This window comes from Streptomyces anulatus, assembly GCF_014650675.1.
GTDB classification, from domain to species: domain Bacteria; phylum Actinomycetota; class Actinomycetes; order Streptomycetales; family Streptomycetaceae; genus Streptomyces; species Streptomyces anulatus.
Genome location: NZ_BMVK01000007.1, coordinates 1 through 24,253, shown reverse-complemented (window position 1 = coordinate 24,253; position 24,253 = coordinate 1). Strand labels below are relative to the sequence as shown.

26 protein-coding genes and 1 pseudogene are annotated in these 24,253 nt (G+C 72.4%); 14 read left to right on the top strand and 13 right to left on the bottom strand.

Features of this window, described 5'->3' with window-relative positions; all coding sequences use genetic code 11:
* The first annotated feature begins 2 nt into the window (after positions 1–2).
* A complete protein-coding gene (locus tag IE272_RS18775; RefSeq protein WP_050357450.1) occupies positions 3–1,064 on the top strand; it encodes a lactonase family protein in 1,062 nt (353 codons plus the stop codon).
* 203 nt (positions 1,065–1,267) lie between these two features.
* Here the strand turns inward: IE272_RS18775 and IE272_RS18770 are convergent, their stop codons facing one another.
* From IE272_RS18770 to IE272_RS18755, 4 genes are all read right to left on the bottom strand, one after another.
* Positions 1,268–2,191 (bottom strand): sirohydrochlorin chelatase, encoded by a 924-nt coding sequence (locus tag IE272_RS18770; RefSeq protein ID WP_078961173.1) that lies wholly within the window; start codon positions 2,189–2,191, stop codon positions 1,268–1,270.
* Between the two features lie 165 nt (positions 2,192–2,356).
* The gene (locus IE272_RS18765) at positions 2,357–3,460 is read right to left on the bottom strand and encodes an N-acetylglucosamine kinase (protein WP_190007310.1); all 1,104 of its coding nucleotides are present in this window, start codon (positions 3,458–3,460) and stop codon (positions 2,357–2,359) included.
* Positions 3,457–4,134, bottom strand: coding sequence for a uracil-DNA glycosylase (locus tag IE272_RS18760; RefSeq protein WP_032792802.1), 678 nt, complete (start codon positions 4,132–4,134; stop codon positions 3,457–3,459). The genes IE272_RS18765 and IE272_RS18760 overlap by 4 nt, the downstream gene beginning before the upstream one ends.
* A 206-nt stretch (positions 4,135–4,340) precedes the next feature.
* Positions 4,341–5,426: a WD40/YVTN/BNR-like repeat-containing protein gene (locus IE272_RS18755; RefSeq protein ID WP_190007309.1), complete on the bottom strand. Its 1,086-nt coding sequence runs from the start codon at positions 5,424–5,426 to the stop codon at positions 4,341–4,343.
* Between the two features lie 262 nt (positions 5,427–5,688).
* On the opposite strand from IE272_RS18755, the gene IE272_RS18750 reads away from it, so the two are divergent.
* The 3 genes from IE272_RS18750 to IE272_RS18740 all read left to right on the top strand — a co-directional run bounded on the left by IE272_RS18750 (position 5,689) and on the right by IE272_RS18740 (position 7,822).
* Positions 5,689–6,405 carry a cupin domain-containing protein gene (locus IE272_RS18750; RefSeq protein ID WP_056699104.1) on the top strand — a complete coding sequence of 239 codons (717 nt, stop codon included), beginning with the start codon at positions 5,689–5,691 and terminating at the stop codon, positions 6,403–6,405.
* 139 nt (positions 6,406–6,544) lie between these two features.
* Complete coding sequence (locus tag IE272_RS18745) at positions 6,545–6,979, top strand: hypothetical protein (protein ID WP_073745098.1); 435 nt, start codon at positions 6,545–6,547, stop codon at positions 6,977–6,979.
* A gap of 90 nt (positions 6,980–7,069) precedes the next feature.
* Complete coding sequence (locus IE272_RS18740) at positions 7,070–7,822, top strand: class I SAM-dependent methyltransferase (protein WP_050357445.1); 753 nt, start codon at positions 7,070–7,072, stop codon at positions 7,820–7,822.
* A 45-nt stretch (positions 7,823–7,867) separates the two neighbouring features.
* On the opposite strand, the gene IE272_RS18735 is transcribed toward IE272_RS18740, so the two are convergent.
* Positions 7,868–9,247, bottom strand: a complete 1,380-nt coding sequence (locus IE272_RS18735) for an FAD-dependent oxidoreductase (protein WP_190007308.1) — start codon at positions 9,245–9,247, stop codon at positions 7,868–7,870.
* A gap of 88 nt (positions 9,248–9,335) precedes the next feature.
* On the bottom strand, positions 9,336–10,022 hold the full coding sequence (locus IE272_RS18730) for a DUF305 domain-containing protein (RefSeq protein WP_079045292.1): 687 nt from the start codon (positions 10,020–10,022) through the stop codon (positions 9,336–9,338).
* Between the two features lie 158 nt (positions 10,023–10,180).
* On the opposite strand from IE272_RS18730, the gene IE272_RS18725 reads away from it, so the two are divergent.
* On the top strand, positions 10,181–11,674 hold the full coding sequence (locus IE272_RS18725) for an LVIVD repeat-containing protein (protein ID WP_050357443.1): 1,494 nt from the start codon (positions 10,181–10,183) through the stop codon (positions 11,672–11,674).
* Positions 11,675–11,973: 299 nt separating this feature from the next.
* On the opposite strand, the gene IE272_RS18720 is transcribed toward IE272_RS18725, so the two are convergent.
* The 5 genes from IE272_RS18720 to IE272_RS18700 form a co-directional block, all read right to left on the bottom strand.
* The gene (locus IE272_RS18720; protein ID WP_169808526.1) at positions 11,974–12,150 is read right to left on the bottom strand and encodes a hypothetical protein; all 177 of its coding nucleotides are present in this window, start codon (positions 12,148–12,150) and stop codon (positions 11,974–11,976) included.
* Between the two features lie 96 nt (positions 12,151–12,246).
* Positions 12,247–12,942 carry an HAD family hydrolase gene (locus IE272_RS18715; protein WP_050357441.1) on the bottom strand — a complete coding sequence of 232 codons (696 nt, stop codon included), beginning with the start codon at positions 12,940–12,942 and terminating at the stop codon, positions 12,247–12,249.
* A complete protein-coding gene (locus tag IE272_RS18710; RefSeq protein WP_050357440.1) occupies positions 12,939–13,667 on the bottom strand; it encodes a phosphatase PAP2 family protein in 729 nt (242 codons plus the stop codon). The genes IE272_RS18715 and IE272_RS18710 overlap by 4 nt, the downstream gene beginning before the upstream one ends.
* Before the next feature lie 102 nt (positions 13,668–13,769).
* Positions 13,770–14,705 carry a M56 family metallopeptidase gene (locus IE272_RS18705; protein WP_007453473.1) on the bottom strand — a complete coding sequence of 312 codons (936 nt, stop codon included), beginning with the start codon at positions 14,703–14,705 and terminating at the stop codon, positions 13,770–13,772.
* A gap of 98 nt (positions 14,706–14,803) precedes the next feature.
* Positions 14,804–15,397 carry a DUF5134 domain-containing protein gene (locus tag IE272_RS18700; protein WP_190007307.1) on the bottom strand — a complete coding sequence of 198 codons (594 nt, stop codon included), beginning with the start codon at positions 15,395–15,397 and terminating at the stop codon, positions 14,804–14,806.
* A gap of 250 nt (positions 15,398–15,647) precedes the next feature.
* On the opposite strand from IE272_RS18700, the gene IE272_RS18695 reads away from it, so the two are divergent.
* Complete coding sequence (locus tag IE272_RS18695) at positions 15,648–16,223, top strand: GNAT family N-acetyltransferase (protein ID WP_057661243.1); 576 nt, start codon at positions 15,648–15,650, stop codon at positions 16,221–16,223.
* A gap of 12 nt (positions 16,224–16,235) precedes the next feature.
* Here IE272_RS18695 and IE272_RS18690 read toward each other — a convergent pair whose 3' ends face one another.
* Positions 16,236–16,886, bottom strand: a complete 651-nt coding sequence (locus IE272_RS18690) for a glycerophosphodiester phosphodiesterase (protein WP_057661241.1) — start codon at positions 16,884–16,886, stop codon at positions 16,236–16,238.
* A 327-nt stretch (positions 16,887–17,213) separates the two neighbouring features.
* Here IE272_RS18690 and IE272_RS18685 point away from each other — a divergent pair, with 327 nt between their 5' ends.
* The 5 genes from IE272_RS18685 to IE272_RS18665 all read left to right on the top strand — a co-directional run bounded on the left by IE272_RS18685 (position 17,214) and on the right by IE272_RS18665 (position 21,896).
* Entirely contained in the window at positions 17,214–18,611 is a 1,398-nt protein-coding gene (locus IE272_RS18685; protein ID WP_056699091.1) for a DUF6421 family protein, read from the top strand.
* Positions 18,612–18,637: 26 nt separating this feature from the next.
* On the top strand, positions 18,638–19,405 hold the full coding sequence (locus IE272_RS18680) for an SDR family NAD(P)-dependent oxidoreductase (RefSeq protein ID WP_032792794.1): 768 nt from the start codon (positions 18,638–18,640) through the stop codon (positions 19,403–19,405).
* Positions 19,402–20,463, top strand: a complete 1,062-nt coding sequence (locus tag IE272_RS18675; protein WP_179890919.1) for a threonine aldolase family protein — start codon at positions 19,402–19,404, stop codon at positions 20,461–20,463. The genes IE272_RS18680 and IE272_RS18675 overlap by 4 nt, the downstream gene beginning before the upstream one ends.
* 76 nt (positions 20,464–20,539) lie before the next feature.
* Complete coding sequence (locus IE272_RS18670; protein WP_190007306.1) at positions 20,540–21,139, top strand: transglutaminase-like domain-containing protein; 600 nt, start codon at positions 20,540–20,542, stop codon at positions 21,137–21,139.
* 64 nt (positions 21,140–21,203) lie between these two features.
* Complete coding sequence (locus IE272_RS18665) at positions 21,204–21,896, top strand: B3/B4 domain-containing protein (protein WP_050357433.1); 693 nt, start codon at positions 21,204–21,206, stop codon at positions 21,894–21,896.
* Positions 21,897–21,931: 35 nt separating this feature from the next.
* Here IE272_RS18665 and IE272_RS18660 read toward each other — a convergent pair whose 3' ends face one another.
* Positions 21,932–22,654, bottom strand: coding sequence for a lysophospholipid acyltransferase family protein (locus IE272_RS18660; protein ID WP_050357432.1), 723 nt, complete (start codon positions 22,652–22,654; stop codon positions 21,932–21,934).
* Positions 22,655–22,882: 228 nt separating this feature from the next.
* Here IE272_RS18660 and IE272_RS18655 point away from each other — a divergent pair, with 228 nt between their 5' ends.
* The 3 genes and pseudogenes from IE272_RS18655 to IE272_RS18645 form a co-directional block, all read left to right on the top strand.
* Positions 22,883–23,209, top strand: coding sequence for a TlpA family protein disulfide reductase (locus IE272_RS18655; protein WP_007453465.1), 327 nt, complete (start codon positions 22,883–22,885; stop codon positions 23,207–23,209).
* Positions 23,210–23,405: 196 nt separating this feature from the next.
* A complete protein-coding gene (locus IE272_RS18650) occupies positions 23,406–23,915 on the top strand; it encodes a flavin reductase family protein (protein WP_050357430.1) in 510 nt (169 codons plus the stop codon).
* Positions 23,916–24,111: 196 nt separating this feature from the next.
* A pseudogene (locus IE272_RS18645) lies at positions 24,112–24,253 on the top strand (electron transfer flavoprotein subunit beta); the annotation flags it as partial.

The following is a 24,253-nucleotide window of genomic DNA, read 5'->3' as shown; positions in this document are numbered from 1 at the left end:
CGATGATCGGCAACAGCGCCGGGCGGGCATTCATAGGGTCGTTCACCTCGGCGGGCGGGCGCGGCGTCACCGCCGCCGCCGTGGACCGGGACACCGGTGCGCTGACGGTGCTGGGATCCACGGACGCCGTGCCCGACCCCTCGTTCCTCGCGATCGGCCCCGGAGCGGGCGGCACGGCCCTGTACGCGGTCGGCGAGAGCGCCCCGGGCGTCGCCGCCGCCTTCGCGCTCGACGGCGACGTACCGGCCCTCCTGGGCCCCGTCCGCGCCGTCGACGGCGATGCGCCCACCCACCTCGCGCTCGCCGCGAACCACCTGGTCACGGCCAACTACACCTCCGGCAGCATCACCGCCCTGCCGGTCCTCGCCGACGGATCGCTCGGAGCGGCGGCCTCGGTGCTCCGCCACGAGGGCAGCGGCCCGGACACCGGCCGTCAGGAGGCCCCGCACGCCCACCAGGTGCTCGCCGACCCCTCCGGGGACTGGGTGGTCAGCGTGGACCTCGGCACCGACTCGGTACGCGTCTGCGCCCTGGACCCCGCCACCGGCGCCCTGCGTCTGCACGGCGAGACGGCCCTGCGTCCGGGCACCGGCCCGCGCCATCTGGCCTTCCACCCCTCGGGCGCGTTCGCCTACGTCCTGGGCGAGCTCGAACCGACCCTCACCGTGTGCCGCTGGGACGCGGCGACGGGCCGCCTCGACGTGCTCGGCGAGACGCCGGTGCTGCCCGAGCACGAGGCGGCCGACGACGCGGCGCGCACCTACCCGTCCGAGGTGGTCGTCGCGCCCGACGGGCGCTTCCTGTGGACCGCCAACCGGGGCCACGACAGCATCTCCGTGCTCACCCTCGACGAGAGCGGCGAGAAGGCGGCCCTGGTGGCCACCGTCGGCTGCGGCGGTCGCTGGCCGCGCGACCTCACCCTCGACCCGAGCGGCCAGTGGCTGTACGCGGCCAATGAGCGCTCCGGGAACGTCAGCTGGTTCGCCGTGGACGCCGAGACGGGCGTTCCGGCGCACGCGGGCTCCGTCGAGGTTCCCGCGGCCTCCTGCGTCGTCCTCGTCTGACGGCGACCGCCCCGGCCCCGGAACAACGCGTCCGGCAGCTGCCACCTCCGGACGGTCGGGTCCGACGGCGACCGTCCCGGACGGGCATCCGCCACCTGCCTGCCCCGGACAGCGCGACGGGCCCGGACCGGAGAACTCCTCCCGTCCGGGCCCGCCGCGCTGTCCGGCTTCCCGAGCCGCCGCCCCGAGGCGACGGCGTCCGGTCAGTGAGCCTGAGCCCCCTGCGGCGTCGCCGGCGTGATGCCCAGCGTCGTGGCGTACAGGGACAGCACGAGCTTGCCGATCGCCGGGTAGGCGCCCAGCGGCTCGGCCGTCGCGCAGCCCGCCTCCTTCGCGGCGGCGTCCAGCAGACCGGGGTCGACCTCCGGGCCCACCAGGTACGGCGCCAGCGCCAGCTGCGCGGAGCCGGAGCCCTGCAGCTGCTCCGCGATCGAGGCGACCGAGCCCTCCACGTCCAGTGCGGCGGCCATCACCGGCACGGCGAGCCGGGCGGCCAGCAGCATGCCGGTGATCCCGGCGGCCTGCACGGCCTCGTCGCCGCCCACGGTGACCAGCACGATGCCGTCGGCGGCCGTGGCCACGGTGAACAGCCTGGCGCGGTCGGCGCGCGCCAGCCCGGCCTCCGACAGCCGTACGTGCAGGGCCTCGGCGAGCAGCGGGTGCGGGCCGAGCACATCGGTCAGCTCGGCCTGCGTACCGCTGTCCATCACGGCCTGCCGTATCCGCCGGATCAGCGCGCTGTCGGGACCCGCGAGCAGCGGGACCACGACGGCGGGCGGACCCGTGGGCTCGGCGACCTCACGGCCGGCGGCGACGGCCTGCTCGAAGCGCGCGACGCGCTCGGCGGCGGTGTGCGCGAGAACGGAGGCAAGGGTCGGGTACTCGGCATCGTCGCCGTCGAGGTAGCCGATCCGGGCGTTGAGGCCGGGCAGCTCGGAACGGGCGATGCTGATCACCTCTTCGGCCAGGCTGCGCGTGGCCGAAGAGGGAGTGCCGGGAACGGCGAGAACGAGCGCGGCAGCGCCCTCGGGTGCGACCACGGGCTCCGGGCGGCGGTGCCGTCCGGACTGGCGAGGTCGCGGCATTCGTACAGGCAGGCCGGAAGCGGGCCCAGTGGGGGTGCTCATGGCGCCGCATGCTACTGGTTTTGCCTGCCCCTCTGTTCGGGGAGGGTCCGGTCGAGCGTTAACTATCCGCTTATGTCCGATGAGTGATGTACCACCGGAGTGTCCCTGTCTGTCGGCCCGTTGTTCCGCCGGTCACCGTCCGGCTCCGCTTCGTCCCGCCGGCCGTCACCCTGTCCGGGGCTCGTCGCGCACCGCCGTTCCGCCGTGCTGTCCACTCCCGTGTTCCTGGGGCACGAACAGCATCGTCGGGTGCCGCGGCAGGCGCAGATCCCCGGCAGCCAGGGCACGCGCGATCCGGAGTGCGCCGGTCAGCGGATCGCCCGCCGCCGTGGTCACCCGGGCCCCCGGCAACAGCTGTGCCAGCTCCTCGCGCAGGGGTGCGATCAGCGGCTCGCCCATGTTGAACAGGCCACCGGTCAGCGCCACTTCACCGCTCTCGCCGGCCTCGACCTCCGTCCCGGCGGGTGTCGGGCACACGGCCGCCGCCGCCTCGGCGATATGAGCAGCGGCCTGCCGCAGAATGCCGGCGGCCACCGGATCCGCTCCGGCGCACGCCGCCACCTCCGGGGCGAACGAGGCCAGCACAGCCGGCCGGTCGGAGCGCGGGTAGAGCAGCCCCGGCAGCGCCTCGGCCGGTCCGAACACGGCCCGCAGCCGGTCCAGCAGGGCGGGGGAGCCGCCACGCCGTCCGTCATGGGCCCGCATCGCCGCGTCCAGCCCGGCACGGCCGATCCACGCACCGCCGCCGCTGTCACCCAGAAGATGACCCCACCCGTCGGCCCTGTGCCACTCCATCAGGTCCGTGCCGAGGGCGATCATGCCCGTGCCGCCCGCGACGACCGCCCCGGGGCGCTGCCCCACCGCGCCCGCGTATGCCGTCACGGCGTCGGCGGCCAGCGCCAGCCGGCGCACCCCCAGCGCGTCCGCGAGTGCGCCGGGCAGCTCCGAACGCAGCCGATCGCCCAGCGTGGCCATGCCGGCGGCCCCGACGGCCAGCGCCGCGACCTCACCCGTCGGAGCGTCGTCGGTCGCGGAGGCGGACGCCCGGTCCAGCAACTCCCGGGCGGCGGGCAGCAACTGGTCCAGCAGATGCGTGGCGTCGATGCCGCCGGCGCCTGTCCGCACCGGCTCCGCACAGAGCGTCGTCGCGAGGGGGCCGGGCAGCTCCACCCGGCCGAGCGCCACCCGCAGACCGGAGCCCCCGGAGTCCACCCCGAGGACGTACGCGCCGGGTCCGGCCGCGCCGGGCGCCGCCGGGGGACGGGTCACGGAAGCCGCCAGTCCACAGGCTGCGCCCCCTGGCGCTCCAGCAGTTCGTTGACGCGGCTGAACGGCCGCGAGCCGAAGAAGCCCCGGTCCGCGGACATCGGAGAGGGGTGCGAGGACTCGATCGCGGGGAAGTCGCCCAACTGCGGGCGCAGATTGCGGGCGTCGCGCCCCCACAGGACCGACACCAGCGGCGTGCCGCGGGCGACCAGCGCCTTGATGGCCTGCTCGGTCACCTCTTCCCAGCCCTTGCCCCGGTGGGCGGCGGGCCGTCGCGGCGCGGTGGTCAGCGCCCTGTTGAGCAGCAGCACCCCCTGTCGCGTCCACGGTGTGAGGTCGCCGTTGGACGGCCTGGGCAGTCCCAGGTCCGCGTGCAGCTCCCGGAAGATGTTCTCCAGACTGCCCGGCAGCGGCCGGACGTCGGGGGCCACCGCGAAGCTCAGCCCGATCGCGTGCCCCGGGGTGGGATACGGATCCTGGCCGACGACCAGCACTCTCACCTCCTCGAACGGCTGCTGGAACGCCCGCAGTACATGAGCCCCGGAGGGCAGGTACGTGCGTCCCGCGGCGATCTCCGCGCGGAGGAAGTCGCCCATAGCGGCGACGCGTTCGGCGACGGGTTCGAGGGCGTCAGCCCACCCCGGCTCGATGATCTCTTTCAACGGTCGTGCTGCCACGGCCCGCACTCTACTGCTCATACGACCGCCCCGATCAACTGCCGTCAGGCCCTCTCGTCTGGATCAGGTCGGGCTCGCGGGCCCCGGCACCCACATCTGCCGCGTTGTCGTCAGTCGCCCATGCTCCGCAGTGACTCCCTCCGCCGCCTTGCAGCCGCACGCACCGGACCCCGCTCCCTGATCCGACCTGATCCGAACGAAAGGCCCTAGCCGAGCGCCACCGCGCGCACGCACAGGACGTCCGGCAGATGCGACGCGAGCTGCCGCCAGGTGTCCCCGTCGTCCGCGCTGGCGTACAACTCGCCGTTGCGGTTGCCGAAGTAGACCCCGGCGGGGTCCGCGTCGTCGGTGCACAGCGCGTCCCGCAGCACCGTGCCGTAGTGCGCCCCGTCCGGCAGGCCCTCGGCGAGCGGCTCCCAGGTGCGTCCCGCGTCGGTCGTGCGGAACACCCGGCAGCGGTGTTCGGCCGGGACCCGGTCGGCGTCGGCGTTGATCGGGAAGACGTACGCCGTGTCACCGCGGTGCGGGTGCGCGGCGGCGGCGAACCCGAAATCCGAGGGCAGGCCCGCGCCGATGTCGCACCAGTGGTCGCCGGCGTCGTCGCTGCGGAACACGCCCCAGTGGTTCTGGAGATAGAGCCGGTCCGGGTCGGCCGCGTCCCGGGTGACCTTGTGCACGCACTGGCCGAACTCCGGGTTCGGATCCGGGAGGAAGACCGCGGAGACGCCCTTGTTCGACGGGGCCCAGCTCGCACCGCCGTCCTTGGTCCGGAACACACCGGCCGTCGACACGGCGACGGTCACGGCCCCGGCGTCGCGGGGGTCGGTCAGGACGGTGTGCAGCCCCTCGCCGCCGCCGCCCGGCTCCCACCGCGAGCGGGTCGGGTGCTCCCAGAGCGGACGGACCAGCTCGAACGACTCGCCCCGGTCCTCGGAACGGAACAGCGCGGCCGGCTCCGTGCCCGCGTAGACCACGTCCGGCGCCTCCGGTCCCGCCGGGTGCAGCTGCCAGACACGCTCCAGCGACGCCCCGGTGGACTTGGGGAACTTCACCGCGGGCTGTCGCGGCTCGACCCATGTCCCGCCGAGATCGTCGGAGTGGAAGACGGACGGCCCCCAGTGCGCGCTGTCCCCGCCGACCAGGATTCTCGGGGTGTCCCCGCGGGTGTCCAGGGCGACCGAGTAGATCGCCTGCGCGTTGAAGTGCGGGCCCGTGATCTCCCAGGTCCCGCCGTGTCTGCGGCCGATGAAGAGGCCCTTGCGGGTGCCTGCGGTGAGCAAAACGTCGGTCATGGTCCTGGACCTCCCGAAACGCCGTTGTGTCGGAACAGTGCCAGTCTGCACCCGGCCACTGACAGCGGCCCGCGCACACGCCCGCCGCCCCGGTCGCGTCGGCGTGCCGCCGCGCGGGCGGCCGTCCGGCGGCTGCCGCGCCCTTGACCGGCGTCCGGCGGCGGCCCTAGCGTTCAGCTGCCTAGAAAGCGCTTGCGGTGCGGCCGTGCGGTGCGCCCGCGTGTGGCCGTGCGGCCCGTGCCGCCGAGACCCAGGAGCCCCCGTGGTGACCTTCGAAGGACTGCCCGGCGCCGTCGCCGTCTCGCACCTGAGCGTCTACGACTGGCCCGCCGCCGACGGGCTTCGCGGGGGCACCCCGCATCTGCACCTGACCTGCTCGGAGGGGTACGTCGTGGTCGGCGGCAGCGGTTCCGTGCAGACCCTCACGGCCTCCGGATTCCGGGAGACCCCGCTGACGCCCGGCGCGCTCGTCTGGTTCACCCCGGGCGCCGTGCACCGCCTGGTCAACGAGGACGGGCTGCGCGTCATCGTGCTCATGCAGAACAGCGGGCTGCCCGAGGCCGGCGACGCCGTGCTCACCCTGCCGCCCCGCTGTCTCGCGGACCCGGACGTCTACCGCGCGGCGGCGACGCTGCCCGGGGACGCCGAGGAGGCCGTGCAGGAGCGGGCGGCGCGGGCCCGGCGCGACCTCGCCGTGGAGGGGTTCCTCGTCCTGCGCGAAGCGGTGGAGGGCGGCGACCCGGAGCCGCTGGCCGCGTTCCACCGTGCCGCCGCCGCACTCGTCCGCCCCCGGACGCCCGAGTGGCGCGGCCGCTGGGAGAAGGGGGCCGCCACGGCCGCCGCCGCCACCGCCGACCAGCTCGACGCGCTGGACCGGGGCGAGGCCGGCCACCTCGCCGACGCCCGCGTCCACGCCGAACGGCCCTCGGCACACGGCAGATTCGGGATGTGCGGCCGCCTGGACGTCTACCGGACCTGACCTCCGCCCCCCGGCCGGCTCGGCACCCCCGCCCCGCTCGCGCGCCCCGCCGCCGGGTGCTGACATGCTGGTGGAGGCCGTGCGACGGCCGGACGACGGCTCGGACAGGGCCGGGCGCGGGGACACCGAGGAGACGACGATGGGCAGCGGGATCACGGACGCCGACGGGTACCCGGTGCCGGTCACGGTCACCGCGGGCGAGCCCGCACCGGTCGTGGTCGCCGAGCGGGGAGCAGGCCAGGGCCTCCGCGTCGGCATCCGGCTCTCGCCCCCGGCCGGCGAGCTCGTCTGGTCCTGCACCCCCGCGGCGGCCCGCGAGCTGGCCGCCGTACTCCTCCGGGCGGCCGAGGAGACCGAGAACGCGCCGGGGGAGCGTCCCGTCACGGTGGAGGCGGGCGAACTGCGCCGCGGCGACGTCCGCGACGGCGACCGGTCCATGACCGTGGAGAGCGCCCGGACCGACGGCTCCACGGTCCACGTCACCTGGAAGTCCGGGGCCGGCCGCAGCTGGTCCCAGGCGTACGCCGCCGATACCGCCATCACCCTCAAGCGGCGACTTTCCGAAGGACGTTGACGCCCCCGCCCCGCCCGGCCCTCACCCGGCCCCCGCAGCGTGGCCATGACCGGCCGCAACGCGTGCGCCGCGTCGGTAGGGTGACCCGTGATGTTCACCAAACAGGGCCCCACCGTGCGCGAACTGGCCGTTCAGGCGCTTTCCTCGACCGAGCGCGGATACGACCTCCTCGCCCCGAAGTTCGACGAGACGCCCTACCGCACCCCTGACCGGGTGCTCGACGCCGTCACCCGGGCGGTGCGCGAGCTCGGACCCTTCGACACCGGACTCGACGTCTGCTGCGGCACCGGCGCCGGGATCGGCGTGCTCCGGCAGCTGTGCCGGGAGCGTGCGGTCGGCGTCGACTTCAGCGCGGGCATGCTCGCCGAGGCCCGCGCCGCCCTCCCGCCCGGGAGCGAGGGGCCGGCGGTGCACTGGGTGCGGGCCGACGCCCGTTCCCTGCCCTTCGCGCCCGCCTTCGATCTCGCCCTGAGCTTCGGCGCGTTCGGCCACTTCCTGCCCGCCGAACGCTTCGGCCTCTTCGCCGAGGTGTACGGATCGCTGCGGCCGGGCGGGCAGTTCGTCTTCCCGCTCGGCGCTCCGCCCCCGGTGGGATCGCGCGCCTACTGGTCGCTGTTCGGCTTCGACGCGGCGATGCGGGTGCGCAACGCCCTGTGGCGCCCGCGGTTCGTCATGTACTACCGCACGTTCCGGCTCGGCGATGTGCTGGAGGACCTGACGCAGGCCGGATTCGTCGTGCGGCTGCTGCCGCTGACCGAACTGGGCCTGCGCCCCGACGGCAGCCCCCGCGCCCGGCTCGTGGTGGCGACCCGGGAGGGCCAGGACGTGTCCGGCGGATCCTGACCGGGGCCCCGCCACGGTCTGTCCGGCCCATGGGCGGGGCGCTGTTCAGCGGTCCCTGTCCCGGGCCGCCGCCAGCAGCCCCGGCCAGTCGGGGATCTTCACGGGGCCGCGCCCCAGCGAACGGCCCAGCTCCGCCTCCGCGCGCTCGATCGACAGCCAGCCGGACCACTCCACCGGCCGCAGCCCGCACGCCCGCAGCACGGCCAGCGGGTCGTCCGCCGCCGGGCGGCGCCTCAGCGCGGCCGCGTCCTCCAGGAGCGAGGTCACCGTCTCCTTGGCGCAGGAGCGGTTCGAACCGATCACCCCGGTCGGCCCCCGCTTGATCCACCCCGCCACGTACTCGCCCGGCGCCGGCGTCCCGTCCCGCAGCACCCGGCCCGCCAAGTGCGGCACTGTGCCGCGCACCGGGTCGAAGGGCAGCCCCGGCAGCTCCACCCCGCGATAGCCGACCGCCCGCAGGACCAGTTGGGCCTCGACGTCCTCGTACGCGCCGGTGTCCCGCACCCCGCCCCCGCTGTCCGGAGCCGTCCGGGCGAACCGCACCCCGGCCACCCGCCCGTCGCGCTCCAGCAGCTCCACCGGCCGCAGGAAGAAGCGCAGCCGGATGCGGCGCCCGGCATCGGCCGCCGTCGGCTCCCCGGCCGCCGACCAGCCGCGCAGGACCTCCAGGTTCCGCCGCACCACGGCGGGCAGCGGCAACGCTCCGGGCAGGCCGTCCGGAGCGGCGTACGCCGGGTCGAGCGCGAGTTCCGCCGGGTCGACGACGACCCGTGCCCCGGGCAGCGCCCCCAGCTCCCGCAGCTCCTTGGTGGTGAACCGGGCCTGGGAGGGGCCCCGGCGGCCCACGATGTGCACGTCGCGCACGCGGCTGTCCTCCAGCGCGCTGAGCGCCGCACGGGGCACGTCGGTGGCCCGCAGCTCCTCGGCGCCGCGCGCCAGGATCCGGGCCACGTCGACCGCCACGTTGCCCACGCCGATCACGACGGCCGAGCGGGCGTCCAGGACGAACGGGTCGGCGCCGACATCGGGGTGGGCGCTGTACCAGGAGACGAAGCGGGTGGCGGAGTAGCTGCCCGGCAGACTCTCGCCCGGCACCGCGAGCGCCCGGTCGGCCGATGCCCCCACGCAGTAGACGACCGCGTGGTACAGCTCCGCGAGCCGGGCGGGGGAGACTCCTTCCGCCCCGCCGACGCCGACGTTGCCCACGAAGGTGACCCGGTCGTCCTCCAGCACCGCCCGCAGACTGTTCTGCAGCGACTTGATCTTCTCGTGGTCGGGGGCCACCCCGTACCGCACGAGTCCGTACGGGGTGGGCAGCCGGTCCAGGACGTGCACGCGCACATCGGGTACGAGCGACTGCTGGAGCAGGGCCTGAGCGGTGTAGACCCCGCTGGGACCGGAACCGACGACGGCGACGGAGAGCACGGCGCACCTCTTCCCGGAGGTTCTTTCCAGGATGGCACCGCCGGGCCGATCTGCACCGCCCGGTGCACGGGGCGCTCGGCCGAGTGGCTCAGTCCATCAGCCCGCGCATCCGGTTGATCTCCACGGTCTGCTGGGCGACCACGTCGCTCGCCATCTCCTCGACGATGACGTCGTTCCCCTCGGTGAGCGCCTCCGTGGCCATGGTGATCGCCCCCTGGTGGTGGGTGATCATCAGCTCCAGGAAGAGCTTGTCGAAGGCCTTGCCCTCGGCGGCGCGCAACTTCTCGAGCTGGGCGTCGGTCGCCATGCCGGGCATCCCGGTGTGGTCGTGGTGCTCCTTGCGCCGGTCGCCGCCGTTCCTTTTCAGCCATCCTTCCATCGCGCCGATCTCCGGTTTCTGGCCTGCCGATATGCGGTCCGCGAGCCGTTTGACGGTGTCGGCGGAGGCCCGTTCCGGGACGAGTCCGGTCATCACGAGCGCCTGGCCGTGATGTTCGATCATCATCCGCGCATAGCGGAAGTCGGCGGAGTTGGCGGTGTCCTGACCGGCCTCCTTGACGGCTTCCTCGGCGGAGAGCGTCCGGGCGGGCTCGCCCGGTCTGCCGGGCGCGACCACGCCCGGACCTGCGTCTTCTGCCTTGTCCGACGCTCCGTCACCGCTGCCCGAGTCACAGGCTCCCAGGACGAGCACGGCGGCAACCGCCGCCGCCGCGAGAGCGGTTGAGCGCGAAGTTGCGGACCGGCGATGGATCAACACGGCGACCTCCTGTGCCACACGATTTGTTGCAGACCGTCCTAACACGCTTCCACCGGGCGAAGATCAAAAACTTTTATTACGTCTGTGTTGCCATCTGTTGATGTGTACATGGGAGGGACGATACTGCCGGGGGTTCATGAACCGTTCGACCCCGAACGGAGACAAGGGAGGACGCAGTGACCTCGTTGCACACCACCCGCGTGCGGCGCAGACGTCTGGGCGCGGTGGCAGCCGCAGCCGGACTCCTCGCCACGCTGCTGACGGCCACGACAGCGGCCGCGACCCCCGACCCGGGCGATGCCCCGGCCGAGCGCGGTTCCGTCACCAAGAGCGAGCAGGCCGAGGCCAGGGCCGCGATAACCGGTGGTGACATACCCGGCGTGGACGAGATCGTCCACAGCTCCAACATCAAGCACCTGACGAACGTGCCGAAGGGCGCCCTCAAGGGCACCAACACGGACCTCGCGTTCCAGGGGAAGTACGCGTACGTCGGCAACTACGACGGCTTCGTCATCTACGACATCAGCAAGCCGAAGAAGCCTAAGACGGTCGCGCAGGTCCTCTGCCCCGGTTCGCAGAACGACATCTCGGTCTCCGGGAACCTGCTGTTCCTGTCGACGGACTCCTCGCGCAGCGACGACTCCTGCTCCAGCACCTCCCAGCCCGCCACGGAGAAGTCCTCCTGGGAGGGCATGAAGATCTTCGACATCAGCAACAAGCGGCAGCCGAAGTACATCGCCGCCGTGGAGACCGCCTGCGGTTCCCACACGCACACGCTGGTGCCGGACGGCAAGAAGAACGTGTACGTGTACGTCTCCTCGTACTCGCCCAACGAGACGTTCCCGGACTGCAAGCCGCCGCACGACGGGATCTCCATCATCAAGGTGCCGGTCAAGGCGCCCCAGAAGGCCCGGATCGTCAACTTCCCGGTGCTCTTCCCGGACGGCGGCAACCCCGGCGCGCCGGAGAACCCCGGCGTCTCCAAGACGACCGGCTGCCACGACATCACGGTGCTGCCGTCCAAGGACCTCGCCGCCGGAGCCTGCATGGGTGACGGTCTGCTGTTCTCCATCGAGGACCCGGAGCACCCGAAGATCATCGACCGCGTCCAGGACAACGTGAACTTCGCGTTCTGGCACTCGGCGACCTTCAACCAGGGTGCGAACAAGGTCGTCTTCACCGACGAGCTCGGTGGCGGCGGTGCGGCCACCTGCAACGAGGAGATCGGACCCGAGCGGGGCGCCGACGGCATCTACGACATCGTCGGCAAGGGCGACAAGCGCAAGCTGGTCTTCCGCAGCTACTTCAAGATCGACCGCCACCAGGCCGACGCCGAGGTCTGCGTCGCCCACAACGGCTCGATCATCCCGGTGAAGGGCCGCGACCTGATGGTCCAGGCATGGTACCAGGGCGGCATCTCCGTATGGGACTTCACCAACTCGGCGAAGCCCAAGGAGATCGCCTTCTTCGAGCGCGGCCCGGTCACCCTGGACCAGGTCACCACGGCCGGCCCCTGGTCGGCGTACTACTACAACGGTCACATCTACTCCAGTGACATCGCCAAGGGCTTCGACGTGCTGAAGCTCGATGACCGGCGCACCGACCCGGCCGAGCGGGTCGAGCTGGACGAGCTCAACGCGCAGACGCAGCCGGACTACTTCGACCGCTGATCCGTCAGGGGTCCCGCACGTCCACTTGTCGCTGCACGCAGGGGCCGGTGTCTCCCGGGCGGACGTCCGCCCGGAAGACACCGGCCCCGCCGCGTGTACCGCCGGAAATTCATTGACCGATGAGCCGGGTGGGGACATGCTGGATCCCTGCGCCGGCGGACTCCGCAACTCCGGTCCCCGGCGCGGTCCGCGGCCGTGTCCCACGAGACACGCCGGGGGTGCGCCCGGATCCGGCGACGCGGGGGATCGCCGGATCGGGCGCGATCTCCGTACGGGCTCTCGCTACCGGCGAGCGGCGGTCAGGCGGCGGTGCGGACGCTTCCGCCGGTGGCGGCGGCCCACTCCACCAGCAGCCGCTGGTACTCCGCCTCGTCCTGCGGCGTCAGGCACCCGCCCGAACGCTGCCACAGGTCGCGGATCTCCGCGTTGACCTCGGCTGCGGAACGCGCGGATACGGACGACGACATCGGGGACATGTCCACCAGGCTACGGCCACGAACGCCTGCCACTACCCCTTCCGCGGCGGGATATGCCTCACACCACGGCCCGATCTCCGTTGCCTGCTCCGGGCCTCACCCCGGCACCAGCCCCAGCGAACGCAGGCCGTCGGGCCGCTCCGCGACCGGCAGATGGTCCACGAACCGGACCCCGCAGCCCAGGGCCGCCGCGCCCCCGTCCGCGCCCCGGTCGTCACCGACCATGACCACCTCCGCCGGATCCCGGCCGATCAGCGAACAGGCGATGCGGAACAGCCCCGCGTCGGGCTTCTGGAGCCCGTGCTCGAAGGACAGGACATAGGCGTCGACCAGGGCGTCCAGCCCGTGCGCACGGAAGACCGGGCGCAGGTCCCACCCGATGTTGCTGACCACACAGACCGCGATTCCCGCCCTCCGCAGCCCCGTCAGCACCTCCGCGGCGTCCGGATAGGGCCGCCAGGCCTCCGGCCGCATGTGGCGGTCGTACAGCGCGTCGTACAGCCCCGGCCCGGGCAGGGCGACGCCCCGGGCCAGACCGGTGTACGCCTCGCGGTGCAGAGCGGCGCTCAGGTCCCGGCGGGACATCGCCCCGGCCAGCCGGTCGGGGACCCGGACCGGGGACGGGCCGCCGGGGAGCGCGCCGGCCTCCGTGAGCCCGCTCACGTACCGCTCGAAATCCTCCGGGGTGACGTCGACGCCCTCCTCACGGAGGACGGCGTCGAGCCAGTCCCGGACCGGCTCGATACGGAACAGGGTTCCGGAGAAGTCGAACAGCACGCCCTGGATCATCATGGGCGCGATCCTTCCCGGTCCGTCCCCGCGCCGACAAGAGCGCCCTCCCGGGCCGCCGTGTACCGGGCGTACCCCGCGGCGCTCAACGCCACCACGGCCACCCCCAGCAGCGAACCGCCCACCACATCGGTCAGCCAGTGCACCCCCAGGTACACCCGGGTCGCCGCCACACCGACCGCCGAGACCACCGCCACGGCCAGCACCGCGCCCCGGGCGACGGGGCCCGCGCCGTACAGCCGCACCAGCCAGACGAGCAGCCCGCAGCTCACGACGGCCGTCATGGCGTGCCCGGAGGGGAAGGCCGCGTAGTGGGCCGAGTCCACCGGATCGGGCCACTGCGGGCGCTCCCGGTCCACCGCCGCCTTCAGACCCTGCTGGAGGAGAGAGGCGATCAGGCTCGTCGCGGCCAGCCAGAGGGCGAGCGGGCGTGCGCCCCGCCACCACAGGCCGACCACCACCGCCGCGATCAGGGCGCGCATGGTCCAGGGATCCCACACCCAGTCCGTCAGCACCCGGCTCACCTGGACCAGACCGGGGTCGTCCACCGCGTGCCGGTGCAGCGCGTCGGCGACCGACCGGTCCAGCGACATCAGCGGCGACCAGCGCGCGGCCACCAGCACGAGCAGCACCAGTGCGGCCGCGCCGACGACGGCTCCGGTCCACAGGGCGGGGGCGATGCGGGGAGAGCGATCCGGTGAGCGGAAGCGGAAGAGGGAGGAGGGCATGGGGTGATCCTCGCGGAGGACACGGCCCGAAGGCCAACCCGGGTGCGCGACAAGGGCGTGCCGGGTCCCGCGGCCCCGGTCGGAGTCGCCGCCGGGCGCGCCCTAACCCAGCGCGCGGAGCCCCGGGACGAAGGCCACGAACACCGGGACGACCGGGACCAGCGCGGCGGCGGCCGTCAGCCGGATCCTGCGGCCCGCCGTCAGCCGCTCGACCGGGGCCAGCAACCGGTTGACCCGGAGGGGCACTTGGGCGTGCGGAGTGGGGCAGGGGCCGAACACCCCACGGTCCTCGTTGAGTCCGACCAGGGCGAGCGCGGTCGTCAGCCGACCGAAGCGGCGTGACGCCACGTCGTCGGCGGCCAGTTCGACGAGCCGGTGCATCTCGTCGCGGAACGCGGCGAACACCGGGATCTGCGGGAAGCCGATCGCCAGCGCCGAGGAGCAGTGCAGCAGCCAGTCGTGCCGGGCCTGGGCGTGACCCTGCTCATGGGCGAGCACGGCATCGAGCTGACGACCTTTCAGGCGGCCCAGCGCGGCGGTCGTGATGACGAGTTGCGGAGCCGTGCCGGGCAGCCACCAGGCGTCGGGGCGTTCGCCCTCCAGCACCACGAGACGGTCGGCGCCCGGTTCCTCGCCCGGCATCAGCGGGGCACGCACCAGCAGTTCCGCCCGGCGCTGCTTTCGGCGACGCCGCGCCCGCCGGATCTCCCTCAGGAGCATCGCCCCGGTCCACAGTCCGCCCAGCGCCAGCAGCACCGCGATGACCGCCGACCACGGCCCGTACGCCGCCAGGGCGTACGCCTCGACGACGGCGTGCGGGGCGGGAGCGAAGACGTGGCCGCGCACCGCCTGCCAGGCGGCGGCCGCGCTCAACGTCATGGACAGGGCGAACGACAGGAGGACCCCGGCCACCACGCACTGCCAGACCCACAGGGCCACGACCGGCTCGCGCTCCGGCCACCGTGCGCGCGCCATCACGCGGGGAGTCACCAGGGCGGTCAATGCACCGAGCAGCAGCAGCGCGAGGGAGACCAGCATGGCTTCAGCTTAGGAGGGGCGGGTCGACCGGGGGTACGGCCTCGACCGGCAAGTGACGTAGACCACGGTTTGCCGGGGGTTCTGTCCCACTTCCCGTCTCACAGAGTGAGCAGCATGGCGAACATGCCGATGCCCATCGTCAGCCGGCAGGCCGTCGTGAGCTCGGGCCGGCCGTCCGTTCCGCCCCCGAACCCTCCCGGTCCACGGCCGCCGGCCGTGGCCAGGACGGTCCCGGGCAGCAGACGGCCGGCCGAGCCCAGCACGTAGAACGCGTAGTAGACGAGCAGCGCCCCGGTCAGCAGGGGTATGCCGCCGGCGCCTGCGGCCGCCCCGTGCCCGGCATGCCCGCCCCCACCGCTGCCCGTGACCGCGGGGGCCATCGCCACGGCCATGTAGACCATGGCCAGCGAGCCGACGAGATGGTGCAGATGGTGGCCGCCGCGCAGGGCGGGCAGCAGGGCCCGCAGCGCGGCCACGCCGAAGAGCACCGCGTACACCGCCCAGGCCCAGTCCGGGGGCGACAGCACCGCGGCCGGAACGGCCATCGCCGCCATGCCGAAACCCATGAGCGCCTCCGAGCGTGCGGTGCGGCGCTCCTGCGGCGTCCCCGAGCGGGCGCGCAGCAGGCAGTAGGCGCCGCTCACCGCGCACAACGCCATCAGCAGCCAGCCGGTCAGGGCCCCTCCGTGCACGGCGCGCCTCCCCCCGGTCGGACGTACGGCACTGTTACGGGTCGTCCCATCGATGCCCGGGCGGCCGCCGCCGAATCCGGCGCACGGGGGTGTGAAGGGGGTGCGCCGGGGCCCGCCGGGGGCGCTCCGGGTCGCGTTACTCTCGACCGCACGTGCGACGGCGAAGACCCCGACCGCACGTACGGCAGCAGGGAAACGCGTACGACAGCAGTGAAGTACGTACGGCAGCAGAGAAACGGAGCACCCCACCATGGACACGGCCACGCCCCCCGACTCGGCCCGGCTGACCTTCCGCGACGCGACCGAAAGCGACGTACCGGCGCTGGTGACCCTCATCGAGTCGGCCTACCGCGGTGACTCCAGCCGCGCCGGGTGGACCACCGAGGCCGACATCCTCCAGGGGCAGCGGACCGACGAACAGGGTGTGCGCGAGGTCCTCGACGCTCCGGCGGGCCGGCTCCTCGCGGTCGAGCGCGGCGGCGAACTCGTCGCCTGCTGCCAGCTCGAACACCGGGGCGACGCGGCCTACTTCGGGATGTTCGCGGTGCGGCCGGGGCTCCAGGGCGGCGGACTCGGCAAGCTGATCATCGCCGAGGCGGAGCGCACCGCCAGGGAGAGTTGGGGCGTCGGCGAGATGCACATGACGGTGATCTCGCTGCGCGAGGACCTGATCGCCTGGTACGAGCGCCGAGGCTATCGCCGTACGGGACAGCTCACCCCGTTCCCGTACGGCGACGAGCGCTTCGGTGTTCCGCAGCGCGACGACCTGGCCTTCGAACTGCTCGTCAAGAACATCGAGGGGACCTGTCCCGGGGAAGGCGCCTGAGAGCGCCCGCCCTCAGGCGGTGAAGCGCCCGGCGCGGCGGATCTCGGGGAAGTCGGTCGTCGCGCCGTCCAGGCCCAGCGCCCGCGCGAGGCGCAGGTGGTCCTGGGTGTTCACCACCCAGCCGATCACCTTCACGTCCTCGGAGTGCGCCTGCTCCACGACCTCCAGGGTGAGGCGGCGGATGTTGAGCGCGAGCGTCGCCGCGCCCGCCGCCTTCGCCCGGTCCACCACGTCCGCGCCCCAGCGACTGGCGATCAGGACCGTGCGTACGCCCGGAACCAGCCGGGCGATCTCGGTGACGGCCTCGTCGTGGAACGAGGACACCTCCACCCGGCCGACGAGGTCACGCTCCCGGATCACGTCCGCCAGCGCGCGGGCCGCCGCCACGTCCTTGATCTCCGCCTGCAGCGGGGAGGAGACGGCGTCCAGCACCTCTTCGAAGACGGGGATCCGCTCGCCCTGACCGGCGTCGAGCTCGCGCAGCTCCGCCAGGGTCCTGGCCGCGATCGGTCCGGACCCGTCCGTGGTGCGGTCCACGTCCACGTCGTGCATCACGACGAGCGCGCCGTCCTTGCTGAGATGGAGATCCAGCTCGATGGCGTCCATCCCGGACGCCTCGGCGCGGACGAAGGAGCGCAGGGTGTTCTCGGGCTCGACGCCCATCACTCCGCGATGACCCAGGGTGAGAAATGACAAGGCGACCTCGTTTCCGTCGGCGGCGGTCCGTCGACTGCTCCTGCCCGCGCGGAGGTACGGCAATACGGCACTGGGGAGGGTAGCGGCCGCGGCCCGCGATGTCCCCCGCCGTGCGGGCCCGGTCGCCCGTGCCCGGGAGCGGCTGATTGAACTGTGCGCCTACCCGGGATACGACAGGAAAAACAGCGGTGACCATGGGGGGTACGCAGGATAATTTTCAGGGCCCCACTTGTCGGGAGGAACCCCGCACGGTTACGGTGAATCCACGCGAGGTTCTCCCGTGGAGGAAGTGTTATGACGGAAATTCTTGTGCACGACGCCACCGACGGCGCGATAGCTACGGCCCAGCGGGTGGTCGAGCACCCTGCCTGGCCCGTGCTCAAGGATGCCGTCGAGGAGATCCGCCCCTGGCAGTCCAAGGACGGATCCATCGACTTCGAGGCCGAGGGCGCCCCGTCCCCGGCCGTCGTCGAGCAGGTCCTCGACCGGGTGACCGGAGCGGTCGAGGAGCTCTCCCCGCTCCTCCCGCACGACGCCGCCTACCACCGCGCGCTCGTCTCCGACCTGCGCCGCTGGGCCGCCGACGGCTTCCGCGTCCCCGACTTCCTGGACTCGCTGCTGGCCTTCCAGCCCGCGAAGAACCGGGCCGACGGTCTCCAGCACCTCGTCGTCTTCGCGATGTACACGCAGAACGGCAACCCCGACCGCAATCTCGAGGCGGTCGTGCTGAAGATGGTCTGGCCCGAGTGGCTCGCCGACCTGGAGGCGAACCGCTACGACAACCCGCTCTTCTGCGGCATCACCTTCGAGGACTTCACCGCCGGGTACGACACCAACTCCGCGGTGCTCTTCCCGGAGACCATCGCCGTGCGCGAGGCCCCCGAGCGCTTCAGCTGGGGCGGCATCTTCTGCGACCGCGAGGCCGCCCGCTTCCGCCGTGTCACCGAGGCCTCCGTCGACCTGCTCGGCCTGGAGCTGCCCGACGACATCCGCGAGATGATCGGCGACCAGCAGCGCTGCGAGCAGGCGTTCGTCCTGTGGGACATGGTCCACGACCGCACCCACAGCCACGGCGACCTGCCGTTCGACCCGTTCATGATCAAGCAGCGTCAGCCGTTCTGGATGTACGGCCTGGAGGAGCTGCGCTGCGACCTCACCGCCTTCAAGGAGGCCGTGAAGCTGGAGTCCGAGGGCAACGCCCACGGCCGTGACGTGCAGTACGCGGTGCTCTTCGACCGGATGTTCCGCTTCCCGGTCTCCGGTGAGCGCGTCCGCAACTACGACGGCCTCGGCGGCCAGCTGCTCTTCGCGTACCTGCACAAGCACGACGTCGTCCGCTGGACCGACAACACCCTGAAGATCGACTGGGACCGTGCCCCGCAGGTCACCAACCAGCTCTGCGCCGAGATCGAGAAGCTCTACCGCGACGGCATCGACCGCCCCAAGCTGGTCCACTGGTTCGCCGCGTACGACCTCGTGTCCAGCTACCTCGCCCCGCACCCGGGATCCCGCTGGGCCAAGGGCCCCGACGCCCTGGACCTCACACTTCCTCCTCGCAAGCTCGTCGACGACGTGCTTCCGGACGAGTTTCCCCTGAGCATGTTCTATGAGGCGCTCGCCAAGAAGCTGAAGCACGTGATTGCCTCCACCAAGGGAATCACCGCGGCGAACGACGAGCGGGCAGCCGCGTGAACCATTCTCCCGAGGAGGCGGTGGCCATGAACGCAAACGGCACGGGCGAGGGGACGGGTGTGCTCGAAGGAGCTGTGATCGCGGTCGCCGGAGCGGCCGGTCCCGCCGGCCGGGCGACGCTGCTGCGGCTCGCCGAGGCGGGCGCGACGGTCGTCGGATGCGACGCCCACCCCGAACGGCTCGCCGAGGCGGTGGACGCCGCCCGGTACGCCCACGGAGGCGCGACCGTCACCGGCGAGACCGTCGACCTGCTCGACCTCGACGCCACCCGTGACTGGGCCAAGCGCACCGAGGCGGAGTTCGGCCGCATCGACGGCCTGGTCCACCTCGTCGGCGGCTGGCGCGGCAGCCCGTCGTTCCAGGAGACCGTGCTGTCCGACTGGGACGCCCTGGAGAAGCTGCTCATCCGCACCGTCCAGTCGACCTCGCTGGCCTTCCAGGAGGCCCTTGAGCGCAGCGACCGGGGCCGCTATCTCCTGATCAGCGCCGCCGGGGCCAGCAAGCCCACCGCGGGCAACGCCGCCTACTCCTCCGCCAAGGCCGCCGCCGAGGCGTGGACCCTCGCGCTCGGCGACGCCTTCCGCAAGGCGGGGGGCGAGGACGGGCCCGCGGCGGCTGCTGCGATCCTGGTGGTCAAGGCACTGGTGAACGACGCCATGCGCGCCGAGCGCCCGAATGCGAAGTTCGCGGGCTTCACCGACGTCACGGAGCTGGCCGAGGCCATCGCCGGCGTCTGGGACAAGCCCGCCCCCGAAGTGAACGGAAAGCGCCTGTGGCTGACTCCGCAAACGTGAGGACCGACGCGCGACGTCACCACGACCCGCAGGTGCGCGGTTTCGCCAGCGACAACTACGCCGGCGCGCACCCGGAGGTCCTCGCGGCCATCGCCCTCGCCAACGGTGGCCACCAGGTCGCCTACGGCGAGGACGACTACACCGGTCACCTCCAGCGCGTCATGCACAGCCACTTCGGCGCCACCGCCGAGGCCTTCCCGGTCTTCAACGGCACGGGCGCCAACGTGGTCGCCCTCCAGGCGCTCACCGACCGCTGGGGCGCCGTCATCTGCGCCGAGTCCGCGCACATCAACGTGGACGAGGGCGGCGCGCCCGAGCGGATGGGCGGGCTGAAGCTCCTTACCGTGCCCACACCGGACGGCAAGCTCACTCCGGAGCTCATCGACCGGCAGGCGTACGGCTGGGACGACGAGCACCGGGCCATGCCGCAGGTCGTCTCGATCACCCAGAACACCGAGCTGGGCACCGTCTACACCCCCGACGAGATCCGCGCCATCTGCGACCACGCCCACGAGCGCGGCATGAAGGTGCACCTCGACGGGGCGCGGATAGCCAACGCCGCCGCCTCGCTGGACGTGCCGATGCGGACGTTCACCAACACGGTCGGCGTCGATGTACTGTCCTTCGGCGGCACGAAGAACGGCGCGCTCTTCGGCGAGGCCGTCGTCGTGCTGAACCCGGACGCGGTCCGGGCGATGAAGCACCTGCGCAAGCTCTCCATGCAGCTCGCCTCCAAGATGCGCTTCGTCTCCGTCCAGCTGGAGGCGCTGCTCGCCAAGGACCTGTGGCTGCGCAACGCCCGGCACGCCAACGCCATGGCGCAGCGGCTCGCCGAGGGCGTCCGTGCCGTCGACGGGGTGGAGATTCTCTACCCGGTCCAGGCCAACGCCGTGTTCGCCCGGCTGCCGCACGCGGTCAGCGAGCGGCTCCAGAAGCGCTTCCGCTTCTACTTCTGGGACGAGGCGGCCGGGGACGTCCGCTGGATGTGCGCGTTCGACACCGGCGAGGACGACGTCGACGCCTTCCTCCAGGCGCTCAAGGAAGAGATGGCACGATAGCGCGATTCATGCATGACTATGCGGCCGACCGGAAATTGATGGACTTCCGGTCGGCCGCTTCGTACGCTCTCCGGTCATGGAGCTGACGCAGCAGTCCCCGGACATCGGCGCGTACCTGGCCGTCGACGAGGCCATCGACCACGAGCATCCCCGCGTCGTGGAGGCGGCGACCCGCCTCGCGCACGGCGCCGACACCGCATACGCATACGCGCGGGCGGCCTTCGAGTTCGTCCGCGACACCATTCCGCACTCCGCCGACTCGGGGGATCCGCGCGTCACCTGGCGCGCCTCCGAGGTGCTCGCCGCCCGGACCGGCATCTGTCACGCGAAGTCGATCGCGCTCGTGGCCCTGCTGCGGGCCCGCTCCATCCCGGCAGGCCTCTGCTACCAGCGTCTCGCCGACGACGACGGGACGAACCCGATGGTCCACGGACTGGTCGCGCTGCGGCTCCCCGGATCCGGCCGGTGGGCGCGGGTGGATCCCCGGGGCAACAAGCCGGGCGTCGACGCGCAGTTCTCCCCGGAGGAGGAGCGGCTGGCGTGGGTGGCGCGCGAAGAGTTCAATGAAATCGACTACCCGGTAGTCTATGCTGCACCACCCGAGGTGATTCTCCACGCGCTGCGGGGCGCCCGGGACCGCTCGGAGCTCTGGCAGAACCTTCCCGAGCGCCTCTGAACCCGCCCGTCGCCCCGCACCACCGCACCGAGCCACCGCACCGAGCAAGGCAGTAAGGCAGACGATGACCCTCACGCTCACCGTGTCCGACGAGGTGCGCGCGATCGCGCCGGGCTTCACTCATCTCGCCGTCGAGGCGCACGGCCTGGTCAACGGCCCCAGCGACACCCGTAGCGCCGCCCTGCTGGACGACGCCGCCCGCAGGCTCGCCGAGCGCCTCGACGGCCGCGCCCCGCACGAGGACCCGCGCATCGCCGCCTGGCGCGAGGTCTACACGGCGTTCGGGGCCAAGCCCTCCCGCACCCGCAACTCCGCCGAGGCGCTCGCCCGGCGCGCCCTCGCCGACGGCGGCCTGCCCCGCATCAACCTGCTGGTCGACGCCTACAACGCGATCAGCGTCGCCCACCTCGTCCCGGTCGGCGGCGAGGACACCGACCACATCGAGGGCGGGATGCGGCTGATCCGCGCGAAGGGCGACGAGCCGTTCCCCACCGTCGCCGGCGGCGAGGGGACGGTGGAGCACCCCGAACCCGGCGAAGTCGTCTGGTGCGACGACGAGGGCGTTACCTGCCGCCGCTGGAACTGGCGCCAGGGCGTGCGCACCCGGCTCACGGAGGAGTCGGTCAACGCCGTCTTCCTGCTGGAAGGCCTCGCACCCATGACGAACGGTGAGCTCGACGCCGCGGGTGCCGAACTCGCCGCGTCCCTGGAGCGGCTGAGCCCCGGGGCGCGGATCACCGTCCACGGACCGCGGTGACGTGACGACGCCGCCGCCCCGGCACGGGACGGCCGTCAGCCGAGCTCGCGCACCTCGGCGGGCGTCGGGGCCGTGCCACCGAGATGGGCCGGCACCCACCAGGTGTCGCTCGCGTCCTTCGGGCGCACCGGGTAGGCCCGCTGCGCGGCCTCCAGCAGCTCCTGCACACGCTCCCGCAGCCGCCGGGTGATGGCACCGGCGTACTGGTCGGAGGGCGCCTCCATGGGCTCGCCGACGCGGATGGTGATCGGGATGTGGCTGCGCTGGAAATTGCGCGGCCGCCCCTTCGTCCAGATCCGCTGCGTGCCCCAGAGCGCCATCGGGATCAGCGGGACCCCGGCCTCCTGGGCGAGGCGCGCGGCACCCGACTTGAAGCTCTTCAGCGTGAAGGACTGCGAGATGGTGGCCTCGGGGAACACTCCGACGATCTCGCCGGAACGCAGCGACCGAAGCGCGTGGGCGTACGCGTCCTCGCCCTGGTTGCGGTCGACCGGGATGTGCTTCATTCCCCGCATCAGCGGACCGGAGATCTTGTGCCGGAAGACCGATTCCTTCGCCATGAACCGCACCAGCCGCTTCTGCGGCAGGGCGCCCAGGCCGGTGAAGATGAAGTCGAGATAGCTGATGTGGTTGCTGACCAGCACCGCACCACCGGTCTTCGGGATGTGCTCCGAACCCTGAGTGTCGATCTTCAGGTCGAGCGCCTTGAACAGGGTGCGAGCGGCGCCGATGACCGGTCGATAGACGAGTTCTGCCATCTGGAGAAGACCCTTCTTCAGCGCCTGGGGGGTTCTCCCGGCGGAAGTTACGCAGCCGTAGGTTTTCGGCATTGTGGCGATGGTGCCCCATGCGCGAGCCGCTGGCCAGTCCCGGCGGACGCGGGGCGCGAGATTCTCGTCACGTGCGCGCGCCTCGGGAGCTGCGGGAATGTCCGCGGGGCGGCCGGTGCTGACCCCTTACGAAGAGCTCTGATCAGGAGGCACCACGTGGACCGCCGGACACACGGACAGCGACTCGACGCATCCCAACTCGGCGCGGAACTCGGGGAACGCGCGACGCTCGTCCAGTTCTCCAGCGCCTTCTGCCAGCCGTGCCGGGCGACCCGCCGCACCCTCGGCGAAGTGGCCGGGATGGTCGACGGGGTCGCCCACATCGAGGTCGACGCCGAGGCGCACCTCGCGCTGGTGCGGCAGCTGGACATCACGAAGACGCCGACCGTCCTGGTGCTCGACGCCGAGGGCGAGGTGGTCCGCCGGGCATCCGGCCAGCCCCGCACCGTCGACGTCGTCGCGGCGCTGGGGCACGCCATATGACGGACCGTGACGCATCTCCCACATTCCGGAACGCCCTTGACTGCGCCCACTTCGCATCGTCAGTCTGACGTTATGCCGCCAGAACTCCTTCTCTACGGCCGGGTCCATGTGGACCTCGCACGCCACGCGAGTGCGCGCTGTCCGGGTGCCTGAGCACCCACGGACCCGTACGCCACTTCCGCAGAAGGACACGTCCATGACGGCAACGCCCGATCTCGCCCCCGCTCCGACGGTCGCCACGCCCGAACTCTTCCGCTCGGTCTTCCGCCGCCACGCCGCGGGCGTGGCCGTGATCACCGCCGCGGGCGAGCACCCGGTCGGCTTCACCGCCACCTCGCTGACCTCCGTCGCCGCCGAACCCCCGCTGATCTCCTTCGGTGTCGGTACGTCCTCCTCCAGCTGGCCCGTGCTGTCCGAGGCCGCGTACGTCGGCGTGCACATACTCGGAGAGCACCAGCACGAACTGGCCGCCACCTTCGCCCGCAGCGGAGCCGACCGCTTCGGCCCGTCGACCGAGTGGAGCAGCGGCCCCGAAGGCGTTCCGCTGCTCGCCGGCGTGTCCGCCTGGCTCGTCTGCCGCGTCGTGACCCGCGTCCCGGCCGGAGACCACCGCATCGTCATCGCCGAGGCGGTGGCGGGCGCGCCCTCCGGAGCCGGTCGCCCGCTGGTCTACCACCAGGGACGGTTCACGGCTCTGCGAGACTGAGGGCGCGCACGCACAGGCCCGCCGCGTTGGCAAGGTCACAGTGCGCAGCGCTTGCCCAGGGGTAACAGACTGGGTGTACTGGCGAGTAATATCGGGCTCGGAGCCTCGGTCGTCCTGACCGGATGCGGCCCGACGAGGCGCCTATGCTGCGTGCAACAAGGCAGCCCAGAAATGACGATGCAGTAGGAGAGCCGGCGTGAGCTTGAGGATCGTTGTCTGTGTGAAGTACGTGCCCGACGCGACCGGTGACCGGCGTTTCGCCGATGACCTGACGCTGGATCGTGAGGATGTCGACGGTCTGTTGTCGGAGCTGGACGAGTACGCGGTCGAGCAGGCGT